Annotated in this window: 13 protein-coding genes; 6 read left to right on the forward strand and 7 right to left on the reverse strand. The window is 58.1% G+C overall.

Annotated elements, in window-relative coordinates:
- The first annotated feature begins 110 nt into the window (after positions 1-110).
- The 4 genes from ACWXWJ_RS08745 to ACWXWJ_RS08760 all read left to right on the forward strand — a co-directional run bounded on the left by ACWXWJ_RS08745 (position 111) and on the right by ACWXWJ_RS08760 (position 4,051).
- The gene (locus ACWXWJ_RS08745) at positions 111-1,454 is read left to right on the forward strand and encodes a metallophosphoesterase family protein (protein ID WP_448308185.1); all 1,344 of its coding nucleotides are present in this window, start codon (positions 111-113) and stop codon (positions 1,452-1,454) included.
- A 60-nt stretch (positions 1,455-1,514) separates the two neighbouring features.
- A complete protein-coding gene (locus ACWXWJ_RS08750; RefSeq protein WP_293789629.1) occupies positions 1,515-2,018 on the forward strand; it encodes a 2'-5' RNA ligase family protein in 504 nt (167 codons plus the stop codon).
- Positions 2,019-2,137: 119 nt separating this feature from the next.
- On the forward strand, positions 2,138-3,319 hold the full coding sequence (locus ACWXWJ_RS08755) for an MFS transporter (RefSeq protein ID WP_473964161.1): 1,182 nt from the start codon (positions 2,138-2,140) through the stop codon (positions 3,317-3,319).
- 75 nt (positions 3,320-3,394) lie between these two features.
- On the forward strand, positions 3,395-4,051 hold the full coding sequence (locus ACWXWJ_RS08760; protein ID WP_293789634.1) for a hypothetical protein: 657 nt from the start codon (positions 3,395-3,397) through the stop codon (positions 4,049-4,051).
- Here the strand turns inward: ACWXWJ_RS08760 and ACWXWJ_RS08765 are convergent.
- From ACWXWJ_RS08765 to ACWXWJ_RS08785, 5 genes are all read right to left on the reverse strand, one after another.
- Positions 4,048-4,923: a patatin-like phospholipase family protein gene (locus tag ACWXWJ_RS08765; RefSeq protein ID WP_293789637.1), complete on the reverse strand. Its 876-nt coding sequence runs from the start codon at positions 4,921-4,923 to the stop codon at positions 4,048-4,050. The two genes, ACWXWJ_RS08760 and ACWXWJ_RS08765, sit on opposite strands and share 4 nt — an antisense overlap.
- Before the next feature lie 51 nt (positions 4,924-4,974).
- Positions 4,975-5,898, reverse strand: coding sequence for a DUF808 domain-containing protein (locus ACWXWJ_RS08770; protein WP_473964162.1), 924 nt, complete (start codon positions 5,896-5,898; stop codon positions 4,975-4,977).
- A 72-nt stretch (positions 5,899-5,970) separates the two neighbouring features.
- Positions 5,971-6,663 carry an NAD(P)H-binding protein gene (locus tag ACWXWJ_RS08775; protein ID WP_473964163.1) on the reverse strand — a complete coding sequence of 231 codons (693 nt, stop codon included), beginning with the start codon at positions 6,661-6,663 and terminating at the stop codon, positions 5,971-5,973.
- Positions 6,664-6,744: 81 nt separating this feature from the next.
- Positions 6,745-8,502, reverse strand: a complete 1,758-nt coding sequence (locus ACWXWJ_RS08780) for a hypothetical protein (protein WP_473964164.1) — start codon at positions 8,500-8,502, stop codon at positions 6,745-6,747.
- Positions 8,503-8,648: 146 nt separating this feature from the next.
- Complete coding sequence (locus ACWXWJ_RS08785) at positions 8,649-9,353, reverse strand: DUF4232 domain-containing protein (RefSeq protein WP_473964165.1); 705 nt, start codon at positions 9,351-9,353, stop codon at positions 8,649-8,651.
- A 222-nt stretch (positions 9,354-9,575) separates the two neighbouring features.
- Here ACWXWJ_RS08785 and ACWXWJ_RS08790 point away from each other — a divergent pair, with 222 nt between their 5' ends.
- Both ACWXWJ_RS08790 and ACWXWJ_RS08795 read left to right on the forward strand, forming a co-directional pair.
- The gene (locus ACWXWJ_RS08790; protein WP_448308190.1) at positions 9,576-10,745 is read left to right on the forward strand and encodes an acyl-CoA dehydrogenase family protein; all 1,170 of its coding nucleotides are present in this window, start codon (positions 9,576-9,578) and stop codon (positions 10,743-10,745) included.
- A gap of 76 nt (positions 10,746-10,821) precedes the next feature.
- Positions 10,822-11,493: an excalibur calcium-binding domain-containing protein gene (locus ACWXWJ_RS08795; RefSeq protein WP_448308191.1), complete on the forward strand. Its 672-nt coding sequence runs from the start codon at positions 10,822-10,824 to the stop codon at positions 11,491-11,493.
- 22 nt (positions 11,494-11,515) lie between these two features.
- Here the strand turns inward: ACWXWJ_RS08795 and ACWXWJ_RS08800 are convergent, their stop codons facing one another.
- Positions 11,516-12,142: a DUF402 domain-containing protein gene (locus tag ACWXWJ_RS08800; protein WP_473964166.1), complete on the reverse strand. Its 627-nt coding sequence runs from the start codon at positions 12,140-12,142 to the stop codon at positions 11,516-11,518.
- A gap of 144 nt (positions 12,143-12,286) precedes the next feature.
- Positions 12,287-12,973 carry an Rv1157c family protein gene (locus ACWXWJ_RS08805; RefSeq protein WP_448308193.1) on the reverse strand — a complete coding sequence of 229 codons (687 nt, stop codon included), beginning with the start codon at positions 12,971-12,973 and terminating at the stop codon, positions 12,287-12,289.
- Positions 12,974-13,205 lie beyond the last annotated feature (232 nt).

Here is a 13,205-nt window from a genome sequence, read left to right on the forward strand (position 1 = left end):
GGCGACTGCGTGGTGAGATTGTTATGAATTCATCTTCAGGCAACCTCGCGCTTACCTATTGGCGATAACTTGTGGGAGTTCAATTCTCGCAGAAAAGGAGCACATCTATCGTGTCTACAAACTCGTCCAACAATTCGCCTAGCAACTCGCAGCAGCCGGAAAACCAGAAAGCGCCCAATAAAATGAGCGTAAACCGCCGTAACTTCCTGGCCGGGACGGGAGCGTTGGGCGTCACCGCGGCATTGGCGCCGGCAGCACAGGCGCAGGCGTGGAGTTCGTCGGCTGGCTCGCTGGCCGGTTCCAGCTTTGGTCCAGGCCGCGGAAACGGCAGCAACGGTAACGACGGCAGCGACAGTAGCGGTGGCGACAACAATGGCACCGGAGCAGACATGCCGCTGAAGTTCAATGGCAACGGCAAGTTCAAGATCGTGCAGTTCAACGACACCCAGGATGACCATCTAACGGACCGCCGCACCATTGAATTCATGGGCAAAGTCCTCGACCAGGAAAAACCGGACTTCGCGCTGATCAACGGTGATGTGATTTCGTCTGGGCCGAAGACCACCGAGCAGGCTTTCCAGGCCGTTAATAATGTGGTGCTGCCGATGGAGTCCCGCAAAATCCCGTGGGCCATTACTTTCGGCAATCACGACGAAGACTCCATGGAAGACGGCACCCAGGCCGACGAGATCGCACTGCTGAACTTTGTCCGCAAGTACAAGTACAACCTCAACGTTGCCGACGATCCGATTCATGGCGAATCCAACGTATCGCTGCTGGTTCAGAGCAACGCGAATCCGAACCCAGCATTTGCCATCTGGCTACTGGATTCCGGCAACTACATCGGCGAGGAGCTTGCGGGGCAGGAGACCAAGGAGATTCCGGGCTATGACTACATCCATAGTGACCAGATCCAGTGGTACCGCGATACCTCCCGTAGCTACGAAGAGCGTTTCGGCAAGAAAATCCCGGGCCTGATGTATTTCCACATTCCTACCTATGAGCACCGCGATATGTGGTTCGGCGGCCCCTACAATAACGACCCCATCAAGCACGGCCAGGCGAAGAAGCGCCATGGCATCGAAGGGGTAAAGAACGAGGATGTCTACGTCGGTGCCTTCAATCCTGGCATCTACTCCGCCGTCCGCGAGCGCGGCGACGTGCTGGGTATCTACTGCGGCCATGACCACATCAATTCATTCAACGGCAACTACTTCGGTGTAGAGCTGGGCTACTGCCCAGGCACCGGGTTCGGACCCTATGGTCTGCATGACGGCACCTGGGACATGCACACCTTGCGAGGTGCCCGTGTGTTCGAGCTGGACGAGGCCGACGAGCGCGTCTACAAGTCCACCCGCTTGGTTTTTGCCAAGGAGTTGGGCTTGGATATGAATCCGAAAAAACAGCCGCTGGACAAGCCTGCGGACCTGCCCGAGTACGTGTCCATTAAGTAGCTCTTCTCGTGGGCGAAAGCGCTCTCGGTGCACTGGTCATGGCCAGATAGGATGGGGACAATGTCCGTGAATTCACCTGAAAACATCCTTCTAAATCTGCCCGATGAGCAGTGCGCCATCATCCGTGGCGTCTTCGACGAACTCGCCAATCGTGGATTCCCTCTACAACGGCAGACTCCACACATCACAGTCACGTTCTCCCCGAACATGGCCCCGCATGTTGTGGAACGTGCCCGCGAAATCCTGCCTGGCGCCGTCCCCTCCGAGCTTGAACGTAGGGGAGTGGTCGTCTTCGGCACAGGCAAGAAGCAAACCGTTGCGTGGCTATTGGAAGCCACCGATGAGCTGGAAAATGCCGCCCGCGAGCTGAGCGCGCTCAACCCTGACGGACGAGGCCCACGCTGGGTGCCGCATCTAACGGTGGGGCTACGGCTGCCGAGGGATGTTGTTCCTTCTTATATTGACGCCCTGTCTCAGATCACCCCGCGGGAGCTCAAGTCGATCAGTGCAGCTGAGGCAGCATATTGGAGACCAAGTGTGGGTGAACGGGTGCTACTTGCCTAAAACAAGGTGGGAGGCAGTCGCCCGAAGGGCTGCAGATGTTTGGTAATCTGCCTTTCGTAAAAACACAGCTGAACTAATAGGAGCCATAGGGCGCAGCTAAGTTTACAAGTTAAAAGAGGGTGTTTCTCACGTCCACGTCAGCAAAAGAGCCGGTTGTAACACCGGCTTTTGTCTTTGCATGGTTGGTGAACTTTGCACAGTTCATGATCTTCTATGTTCTGGTTACGACCATGGCAGGGTATGCAGTCAAGGAATTTGCGGCCAACAACGCAAGCGCAGGCCTGGCCTCCAGTGCCTTCGTCATCGGCGCGACAGGCGCGCGTGTGTTTTCGGGATTTCTCGTCGACGCGGTGGGACGTCGACGTGTTCTGTTTACCTCCCTGGTTCTGGTGATCCTAACCTGCGCGTTCTACATTCCGGCACACTCGCTGGGGCTGCTGATTGCGGTGCGTATCATCCACGGCATTGGTTACGCTTTCGCCAGCACCGCTGTGATGGCCGTTGCCCAGTCCGTGATTCCGAGTGCGCGCCGGGCGGAGGGCACGGGCTACTTTGCTCTAGGCACCACCTTGGCCACTGCTATTGGCCCGGCACTGGGTCTGTGGTTGGTAGGGTCGGTTGGCTACTCCACCATGTTCAAGGTCGTAATTGGGATGTCCGTTGTGGCGTTCCTGCTGTCGCTATTGGTTCGTTCGCCAGAGCCTAAGGACGGAGCTCATCATCACCGCCCCAGCTTTAACCTGTCGGCGATCGTGCATCCCAAGGTTGCCCCCATCGGTTTCTTCATGCTGCTAGTCGGTATTTGCTACGCCGGAGTGATCACCTACCTGAACAGCTTCTCCGAAGAAAACGATCTGGTCACCGGTGCCCAATACTTCTTCCTTGCCTATGCCCTGGTTACGTTGGTCATGCGTTTCGTTTTGGGCAAAGTGCAGGATGAAAAGGGCGACAATATTGTCGTCTATCTGGGATTGGTAACCTTCGCGATTGCTTTGGTGGTGCTGGCATCGTCTACACAGGATTGGATGGTCATCCTGGCCGGTGCTCTCACTGGCCTGGGCTATGGTTCGCTGATGCCAGCCGCACAGGCGATTGCTGTTAAGGCGGTGGAGCCGCACCAGATGGGCGCGGGTATTTCCACGCTTTTCTTGCTCCTGGATGTAGGTGTTGGCTTTGGTCCTATCCTGCTAGGCATGATTGTTTCTTCCACCAGCTACCAGGCCATGTATGCAATGTTGGCCGGGCTGGTCGTCGTGAGCGGCGCCGTGTACTTCCTTGTTCACGGTCGCAAGGTTGGATAGAGTTCGCTAGAGTTCCAACCTTCTCCGCACACCAATTGAGGTATCGCGGAGAGCCCTCGAAAGGATCTTTGTCGCATGCTGCACGCCGTGAGTTTCGCGTTGGCTGATTCCGTCAACGTCCTATTAATCGGCGTGCTTTTCGCTATTGCAGTCATGCATCCGCAGCCGCGGCGTTATAGCCCCATTGCTGCCGTGCTGGTGGCGGGGGACTGGTGCGGCGTACTCCTGCTGTCTTTGTTGACGCTCCTGCTCTTTAATGGCATTGAGGATGTCGTGCAGACGGCTTTGGCGTCGCCGATTTTTGGCCTGGTGCTTATTGCAATCGGTCTTCTTAGTGCCTTTTTGACGCTACGAGGCGGCGACCCGAGCCCTATGATCAACCGTCTGGCTAAGCCCCTCCGTAGGGCATCGCTAAGCACCTTTCTTTCAGGCATGGTGCTGGGACTGGTGCAGTCCGCAACGTCGGCGCCGTTTTTCGCTGGCCTAGCCTATCTAAGCACGGTGGAGATCAGCACTTTCGCGAAATATCTGACGGTGGTTCTTTACGCCACGCTCGCACTCAGCCTGCCTGCGCTCTCTGCAATCGCACTGGGCATGGTTTTAAGGAAACCAAATAGTGGTTTGGCGAAGTTTATCGACGGGCTGCGCCATCGCAAGGAGCAGATGGTGGCGCTGGCAGGCTATGTGGTGGCAGCGATGTTGATTGTGTTGGGGCTGTTGAGCTTCCTCTAGGCCTCGCCGAGGAACTCCATCCACCTATCCCACTCGCGCTGGGTCTGCTCCATCCCGTCCTGCCAAGACTTTTCTAGCCGATCCAGACGGCGCTCAGTATTGCTGACCTGCATCTTTTCTGGATAGAAAACTAAAGCCTGCCCTTTTGCTTCCAGCTCTGCGATCTTGTCGGAAGCTAGATTGTACTTCGGCGGGCGATCAATCATTGCTTGGGCGACGGCGGGACGCTTACGCAAAAGCGCGCGCACCAGCTGCGGACTGCGAAGCGCTGGGCGAACGTATCCCTTGGGCTTGGTACGCAGAACCAGGAATTTCTCAAAACCATCTTCGATGGCAGCGTCGAGGATCAGGCCACCGGACTCTCCAAGGGCACCATCGACATAATCCACGCCATCGATAGTCGGCACGGGCATAAGCCCCGGCAGCGTGGAGCTGGCTCGCACCTTGCGCATGAGGTCGGGGAGATCCTTGATGTCCTCGCGTCGCCAGTACACCGTCTCGCCGTTATCGGCACGGGTAGCTCCGATGCACATCTGGGAGGAGGAACGTTGGAAGGTTTCCCAATCGAAGGGGAGGTCGTTGCCTGGTGCGCCGGCAGTTTCATAAATGTACTCCGCATTGAAGTAGCCACTGCCTCGCAGGAGAGACTTAAACCCCCCAGACTTCGGGTGACCGCCGAATTCAACAAAGGACTCGCGGGCACGCTTCCGATCCCCGGAAAGGAAGTTCACAGTGTGAGAGGCTCCGGCACTGATACCCCCGACCCAGCCGAACTCAATATTGTGCTCTAGCAGCTGGTCGATACAGGCCGCCGTGTAACTATTGCGCATCCCCCCGCCTTCGAGGACGAGGGCTACTTCCTTGGCGGACATGTCAGAGCCTCCTAGTATTTTTGGCTTTAAATACCTTTGTCGTGCGCCGGCCTATCGGGAACGCAGTTTCTTCACCCCAGCGACCACCGCCACGATAATTGCGCCGATGATCAATCCGAAAATCAGGCTAAAGCCGGTTTCGGTAAACCAAGTTACTGCGCCACCGAGGTGTTCGACGCGCTCCACCACATGGTGAACCGTTTCATAGGGCCAGTGCAGGCCGAGTTCGTCTAGACCTACGAGCAAAATGTGCCCGCCGACCCACAACATAGCCAAAGTGCCAATGATGCCTATGGCGGTGAGCAGTTTCGGCATGCCCTGGACAAGCAGACGGCCGAATTTTTTCGTCCCCTCGCTTGCACCCTCCTTGCTCATCAGCGCCAATCCCATGTCATCGATCTTGATGAGTAGACCGACAAGACCATAGACCGCAAAAGTGATGAGCAGGGCAACGATAATCAGAACCAGCGTGCGGGTCAGCAAGGGCTGGTCAGCAACCTCGTTGAGCGAAATCACCATAATCTCTGCGGACAGGATGAGGTCGGTGAATACCGCGCCACGGACCAACGCATCCTCTGATTGGGCTGCGTTGTCTGCTGTGTCTTCTTCGTGCCCACCCAGACCAAGCTTATGGAGGACCTTCTCCGCGCCTTCATAGGACAGGTAGAAGCCACCGAGCATGAGGAGGGGAGTAAGGGCGCCAGGCAGCAACCAACTGAGCAAGAGGATGATCGGCAGGATGATAACCAGTTTGTTGACCAGGCTGCCCTTGGTGATCTTCCAAATGATGGGCAACTCACGCGCCGGGGTTACACCGGCAACGAACTTCGGGGTGACTGCGGCGTCATCAATAACAACCCCGGCTGCCTTCGTAGAAGTGCGTCCCGCCATAGCAGCGACGTCATCCGTCGTGGCCGCGGCCTTCTTGGCGATAAGAGCAATATCGTCTAACAGAGCCGCAAGGCCAGCTGCCATGGTGAAATCTCTTTCCTTTCAGAGCCGAGCAGTGAACGGGTGGGCTCGGCTATTTTTCGGCAAAAGCCCCGCTTAGTTCCCTGCGCGTGCGCCGAGAGCCTCATCGATGGGGGTATCGCCGTTATTAAATTCAATAAAGTGGCCGGCCAGCTCCGGGCGATCGACAACCTGTGCAATGACGGTTGCGACATCAGCACGAGAGACCTGGCTGGACTTCAGTGCATCGCCGTCGTTGGCGGTTCCATCCGCCTTAGGCGCACGAGTCTCGATTTTACCGGTCGGTTCCTCCAACGTCAGGGCAGACGGCCCGACGAGCGTCCATTGGGCTGCCGAATCACGCAGGTGATCGTCCGCTGCTGCCTTCGCCTCACAATAGGTGAACATGGAGTGATCCTCCGGCACACCGTGGTCGGCGCGGGAGTTGAAGTAGCTGACCATGATGTAGCGCTTTGAACCTGCCGCGTCGATGGAGCGGATTGCGGCGTCCCGGTCGACGCGCAGGGTGCGTGCATCGTCGCCACCGCCGACGCCCGCGGACCAGATGATGACATCCTGATCGGCGAAGAGCTTTTCGAAGCCGGCAACGTCCAGCTGCTCGATGTCCTGTACGACGGCTTTCGCGCCGGTAGCCTCCACATCTGCTACGTGATCGGGGTTGCGCACTACGGAGGTGACAGTGTGGCCGGCCTTGACGATCTGGGGCGACGCCTTCAATGCCACCTTGCCGTGGCCTCCGAGGATCATCACATTCTGAGCGTTAGACATTCTTGCAGTCCTCCTTTTGTGTTTGCTTCTTCGCTAGCCGTAAAACGGCTCCAGTTTCTCTCAACGGGATAGGACGGAGCTCTATTCCGCGCTGCGCTTTTCCGCCAGCGGGCCGATGCCTCCAGCACCAATACATACGAAGTCGTCTTCTCCGCCCCGACTGTGGCGATCCGCCACCTCTGCACGTACAAGCAGGATTCCGCCACCGCCCGAAACTCGTACCCAGCGGGGCTTGAGTTGTGTGTCCACCTGGGCTTGGGTGGCACGCTGTTCGGTTTGTTCGGCATCCTCCAGACCGTTGGGGGTGGTGATCGTCAATGTCATGTCGGAGGTTGCCGTCGCATTGAGTTGCCAGGTCCAGTCACCGAAAGGCAGGGATTTATCCAGCAAGATAGCGCGGGATTGCCCTGCGCGGATACGTACTCCGCACTCGGGTTCTTTCCCAGGATTGCTTGTTGCCGACGCCACCACTTCCGCAGCTACCAGTTTTCCGGATTCGTCGATTATCTGTGGTTCGTGGTCTAACTGGGTGACGGCCGGCTGGCCAGTCAGGGTGGAAACTCGGTCATATGGATTTACTACAGGGGTGAGAATATCCAGTGGCGCTGGTTGTTCCATGAGCTGTGGTGGCTCACCCGACCCATCCAGCTTGGTGGCAGCGCGCAGGTTGGCTAGGTAATCCGCGGTCCGATCATTGTCCCAAGTGTGAACCCAGGTGAAGGTCGAAACAAGACTGATGCTGAAAGCGACGAGGATCACGCCTACCCCTACCCAGAGGCGTCGTCTCGTCCCCGTGCTGGTGGAGCGGCCGATGGGGACGTGGGGGCGTCCAAAAGAAAGTGCACAACAACCGATTGCCAGTACGGCGAAGGTAAACCAGTCAGCGAAGTAGTGCATAGAGCACAACAGCAGGCCAGAGGTTCCGGTGCTGTTGCGTGCTCGGCTGAGCAGGGCATAGATGATGGCGAGGTATGCCAGGATCGTCAGCAGCCCCAAGCAGCGACGGCGAGTATCGCGACGTAGCCACAATGCAACGCTGAGGGCGATGAGTACCGCACTGGTGATGCCCCACCACGGCGGAGCTGTGGCAAACGCGCTAGACGGGGACCAACGATCCCAAGACAATGGTCCTCCGAGTATTCCGGGCAGCACGGTGGTGAGGAGGCTATTGGGAAGTGCCGACCAGAGCGTCTGACGCGCCGGAGTTTCAGCAGGCAGTGGGGAAAGGGTTAGGAAGAGCAGCGACCAAGTGATGAAAAGTGCACCCGGGGCTGCGAAGAAGCGACGCAGGTCGCGCCGGGGTAGGCCAGCTAGCAACGCTAGGGCGATCGCTGCAGGAACGATGGTAAGCGCTTTTTCCGTAAAGAGCAGTGCTAAAAGCAGTATGACGGTGGCAGCGAAGCTATAGGCGAAACTCCGATGGGCGGCAAACAAGCACAGGAGGAATCCAGCCATGCCGATCTGCCAGGCCAGGGCGTTGATGCCGGCGGACCACCATCCGGCGGCGTCCATGAGAAAAGGGCTGAAAAGTAGGGCGGCGTAGAGTCCTACGGTCGTAATGCTGCGACCGGTAAGGCGGATACAGAACACAGCCCACAGTGCCGCAGCAAGGGTGCTAAAGAGCAACAAAAGCGAGGCCGGGAGCAGCCAGTTCAGTGGCGCTAGGTGATGGGCTAGTACTTGAATAAGCGCCGACGCGGGCATGAGGTGACCGTCGTAGTTAGTGAAGTAATCACCGAAGGATCCGCCGTCGAACGTGGCTGGGATGAGGAAGTCGTCCCAATAGAACGTGCGCTGGCTGAGTTGGAGAGCACGGACGACAAGCGAAACAACGGCCAACGCGCCTAACAGTGCAGTGAACTTGCGGTCGCGTGGCCGAGAGGACCGGGACGTGAAGGAGCGGGACGGGGGAGGGGTGGAAGGTGTGGTGTGCACAGTGTGTGGAGTGAGATGTCGGTGAGTAATGAAGCCGTTTGCTAATGCAGCTAGTTTTGATCACCCGCTTGGTTGTCTAGGCTGACGGGCTGCACGGAGAGGTACTCTACGTCGCCGGAGCAGCCTTCCAGCCCCTTCATGGGCACATATGCTGCCTTGGTTTGCTCCGGGGGATACACGCGGAGGCCATCTGCCTTTTGTGCCTTGCAGTCCTTAGGGTCAAGGGCGCCGGTCTGTGTGATTTTTACGCCAGCAATGGCGGATGTACCGGGATCAAGCTTTACAGTCTCGCTAGGAGCGCCCTTTTCACGTTGGGCGGGCTTACCTAGCTGGGTGCCATTGTGGTTGGTGATCATTGACACACCGGGGAAGCCACGCATCGAACAGGGTTCAGTGGAGGTGTTTTTAAACACCACATTCACGAGGGTAGAACCAGCTGCACCTTGTGAGTCTGCAGTGGTGATTTCCAGATCGTTGGTGGCGCACATGCCGCCCTTGCCGACGGAGCCGTCGTCGGTCTTGCTGGCGGTGCTGCCAGTGCTGTTGGCTTTCTGATCCGCAAGGGTTTGAGCGGAGTTGTCGTTTGCGCTCTGGCTTTGAGTAGAGGCGGCCTCGGAGGGGGTGGTGTCCTCGTCCTCGCAGGCTCCCAAAGTCAGTGCAGTACCGGCAAGTAGCAAGGCGGCAGCACCGGTGGTAAAAGCGGCCCGCGGGCTGCGAGTACGGAACGTGACCGGGCGACGGCGTAGGCTCTTCATATTTATCACTGTAAAGGGCTGGTGCGTATGTGGCCAATGAGGCTGCCCATTTTGTTATCGAAAGGTGAGAGGACGGTGATGTTGCAGCATTCAAAGGCCGATGCGCCGACGTTAAAATCCATATGGAATTATCGCTTTCAAATCACCGACGCGCCGGAGCGCATTACACTCGGTGGGAAAGAACGTTCTCAACTTCACTGCTAGAGAGGCGAAGAATTAACCATGGGCTTCAACCCTGATTTCGAACCATTCCGTCTACCGGACGAGTACATTGCTCTGCGCGAGGCTATCCGTGATCTCGCTGAGCAGCAGATTGCACCGTACGCCAAGGACGTAGACGAAGAGGAACGCTTCCCACAGGAAGCGCTGGATGCCCTGAACGCCGCTGGTTTCAACGCCATCCACGTACCGGAGGAGTACGGCGGCCAGGGTGGCGACTCCCTCGCAGCCGTTATCGTCATCGAAGAAGTAGCTCGCGTTTGTGCGTCCTCCTCCCTGATCCCGGCCGTGAACAAGTTGGGAACCATGGGGCTGATCCTCCAGGGCTCTGAAGAGTTGAAGAAGGAGGTTCTGCCGGATATCGCTAACGGTGCGATGGCTTCTTACGCTCTTACGGAGCGCGAGGCTGGTTCTGACGCCGCAGCGATGAAGACCCGCGCTGTCCGCGAAGGTGACGAGTGGGTAATCAACGGCTCCAAGTGCTTTATCACCAATGGTGGTAAGTCCACGTGGTACACCGTCATGGCTGTAACTGATCCGGAGGCTGGTGCACGCGGCATTTCTGCATTCATGGTGCACAAGGATGACCCGGGCTTCAGTGTTTCCGGTTACGAGCACAAGCTGGGCATTAAGGGGTCTCCAACGGCAGAACTACTGTTTGAGAACTGCCGCGTTCCAGCTTCCCGCATGATCGGCGAGGAAGGTACCGGTTTCAAGACCGCCCTGCAGACCCTGGACCACACCCGCCCGACCATCGGCGCGCAGGCGCTGGGTATCGCACAGGGTGCGTTCGACCAGGCAGTGGCTTATGTGAAGGAGCGTAAGCAGTTCGGCAAGGCAATCGCCGACTTCCAGAACACCCAGTTCATGCTGGCAGACATGAAGATGAAGATTGACGCTGCCCGTCTGATGATTTACACCGCCGCTTCCAATGCCGAGCGCGGTGTAGCCGAGGACGGCGCCAAGCTGGGTCTCATGGCTGCAGGCTCCAAGGCTTTTGCCTCTGACGTTGCCATGCAAGTCACTGTCGACGCCGTTCAGCTGCTCGGTGGCTACGGCTTCACTCGCGACTTCCCGCTGGAGCGCATGATGCGCGATGCGAAGATCACCCAGATCTACGAAGGCACCAACCAGATCTGCCGCATGGTGATGGGCCGCCAGATCTTGGCTTAGCGGTGGGGGTAGTAAAAACTACCCCTTCTTAAGCCCTTGCTTAGAGCAGGGTTAGAAAGCGGTCTATTCTTACGTCATGATGAAAAAAGTAATCGTGGCTGCGCTTTCGGTCAGCCTGGTCATGGGCGGTATCTCCCCAGCTGCTGCACAGGATAATGCAGCAGGTATTCCAGTAAATTCCTCCTCTCAGGGGGCACCCAATCCCGGGGCGGAAAACCCGGATAACAGCGGGGAACCTGGCTCTGAAGATAATGAGGATCCCTCTACTGATTCGCAGGGTGCAGAGCTAAGCTCCAAGCCAGTTGGGTCCACTGACTTGAAGACGGTTATTGGTGCGATTGTCGGAAGCCTTGCGGTGGGGGCTTTGATTGCTGCGGGTGTGAACTGGGCGGTTCAGTCTCGACTGATCCCCAATCCTCTGCCCGGCTTGATCCCTAATCCGCCTGCGCCTCCCGCTCCGGCGAAGAAGGCTCCGGCGAAACCTGCACCGGCAAAGAAGGCACCAGTGAAGAAGGCGCCTAAGCCGGCACCAGCTAAGAAGCCCGTTGCTGCCAAGCCGGCTCCAGCTAAGCGACCTGCTCCGGCTAAGCGCCCGGCTCCAGCGCGTGCGCAGAACGTCTACTACCAGAACTGTAAGGACGTTTGGAATCGTTTGGGGCGTCCGATCTACCAGAGGGATGCAGGTTTCTCTAGCCGCTTTGACCGTGACGGCGATGGCGTAGGCTGCGAGAAGCGCCCGAGGTACTAGTCTGTTTAAACTCGTGGCTGGCTTAGGCAGCGCGACGAAGGTGGATGCCTTGAGCGGCCAGCCATTTTGCCACGCTGCCGTACTTGTGCAGCCCATCCAGCAGTCGCTGGGCGGAGTCCAGAGCTCGGCGGGCCTCGTCGGCGGTGATGTAACCCGCCAGGAGTGCTTCGCCCAACTCGTCCAGGTCCAGTACCTGGACTTTCGTCTTTGAAGATGTGCCCGGGGCGTAGCTAGAGCTCGCCTGAGCCTGTTCCGGAGAAGGGGACTCGCGGAGGTGCGTCACCACATCCACGTAAATATCGCGGGTGCGCCAGGTTGGTGGGGTGGTGGCGTCATCAGTCTCGATAAAGGCGATGTCTATATAGAGGTCCTGCGTGGGCTCGATCCCGTCGAAGAAGTGGAATTTGTTGAGGCGAATGTCCAGGCGGGGGACTAGCCAGGATTCGAGATAATGGAAGCGTGGGTGGCCAGGAGTGGGGCGGCGCATGTAGAGCACCGGGTTGGGGTTGGCAGTGCCAGACTGCACAGCCGCGGGCTGGTTGGGGGACAGCTCGTAGGCGTCGACGGCGCGTTCGAAGCCCTTCGGGTCGATATTGATCGCGTGGGAGAGGTCGAAGGTCTCTTGTTTTACTTTGTGCAGGTCAGCCATCGTTTCAGATTAATGTGGTGAGCGGGTGGGAGTGGAGTCCGGGGGAATACGGCGAGGTGTGGGTAAAGGCCGAAGGTATGAAAAAGGCCGCGCAGGAAGGCGCGGCCGAGGGGGCTTGCAGCCCGGAGGTCTAGCTCGAAGCTCTTAGACGTGCAGCAGCGCTGCGGTCGGCAGGAAGCTGCAGTTGGAGTTGCCGGACTCCTTCTCGTGGGTGGTCACGCCACCTTCCAGCAGGGCGATGACGGTGCCGCGACCGGTCTTGGCAACACCGTTGACGGTGGCTGGTCCCTTCGGGTTGATACCGGTGTAGCGCAGTGGGGTGCGGCCCATCTTGCCAGTGTTGATGTTGATCCAGTGGACGTTCATAGCAGCAGTCTGCTTCTTTGCCACGGTCCCGGTGCCCATAGCGGTGAAGACGAAGTTGACTTCACCGGCGCCGATGCCCGGGAGTGGAAGCTTGGCGGGGCCGGGGACGCCCATGGCGGTGCCGACGGCCTTGTTCTTACCGCCGATGCACTTGCCCGAAACGGTCGGCCAGCCGAACTGGGTAAACGCAGGAGCGTTCTTAGGAACGTCAACGCCCGGCTTGCCGTCACCGCGGAAGAAGCCGACCAGCTTCTTGAGGGAAGCCTTCACTTTCGGTGGCAGCTGTGGGTTGTTGGCGAAAGCCTCGATTTGATTCAGGACGTGGGGCGCGGGGCGGCCCAAGTGATCGATGGAGCCCTGTACCTGGGCGCCAGCGGTTGCGGGAGCCACCACGGTCGGGACTGCCAGTGCGCAGGCAGTGGTCAGTGCAGCAGCGGCACGGGTCAAGCGTCGAGAGAAAGCCACGGTGAACCTTTCGGGGTCTAAATCTGTTGTGTCTAGTGCGGTTTAGACAGGGATGCCAACAACAATAGTCACACGAGTAACATTTGTCACGTGAGTAACATGGGTAACTAATGGTGGGATCCAGTAGAAACCTTTTGTAAACAATAGCACCGCCCAAGGGGCATTTCTCGCGGTTTTGGGAAAAACTTCTTTGCGTCCTATGCGTTATTCTAGGAAGCCAAAGGAGTAGGCT

The sequence above is a fragment of the Corynebacterium sp. p3-SID1761 genome (genome assembly GCF_055862885.1).

What these genes read in the sequence shown, in the direction of transcription:
- ACWXWJ_RS08760 (WP_293789634.1), top strand. Translation starts at nt 3,395, where the DNA reads ATGCTGCACGCCGTGAGTTTCGCGTTGGCTGATTCCGTCAACGTCCTA.
- ACWXWJ_RS08765 (WP_293789637.1), bottom strand. Translation starts at nt 4,923, where the DNA reads ATGTCCGCCAAGGAAGTAGCCCTCGTCCTCGAAGGCGGGGGGATGCGC.
- ACWXWJ_RS08795 (WP_448308191.1), top strand. Translation starts at nt 10,822, where the DNA reads ATGATGAAAAAAGTAATCGTGGCTGCGCTTTCGGTCAGCCTGGTCATG.
- ACWXWJ_RS08775 (WP_473964163.1), bottom strand. Translation starts at nt 6,663, where the DNA reads ATGTCTAACGCTCAGAATGTGATGATCCTCGGAGGCCACGGCAAGGTG.
- ACWXWJ_RS08800 (WP_473964166.1), bottom strand. Translation starts at nt 12,142, where the DNA reads ATGGCTGACCTGCACAAAGTAAAACAAGAGACCTTCGACCTCTCCCAC.
- ACWXWJ_RS08750 (WP_293789629.1), top strand. Translation starts at nt 1,515, where the DNA reads ATGTCCGTGAATTCACCTGAAAACATCCTTCTAAATCTGCCCGATGAG.
- ACWXWJ_RS08770 (WP_473964162.1), bottom strand. Translation starts at nt 5,898, where the DNA reads ATGGCAGCTGGCCTTGCGGCTCTGTTAGACGATATTGCTCTTATCGCC.
- ACWXWJ_RS08785 (WP_473964165.1), bottom strand. Translation starts at nt 9,353, where the DNA reads ATGAAGAGCCTACGCCGTCGCCCGGTCACGTTCCGTACTCGCAGCCCG.
- ACWXWJ_RS08790 (WP_448308190.1), top strand. Translation starts at nt 9,576, where the DNA reads ATGGGCTTCAACCCTGATTTCGAACCATTCCGTCTACCGGACGAGTAC.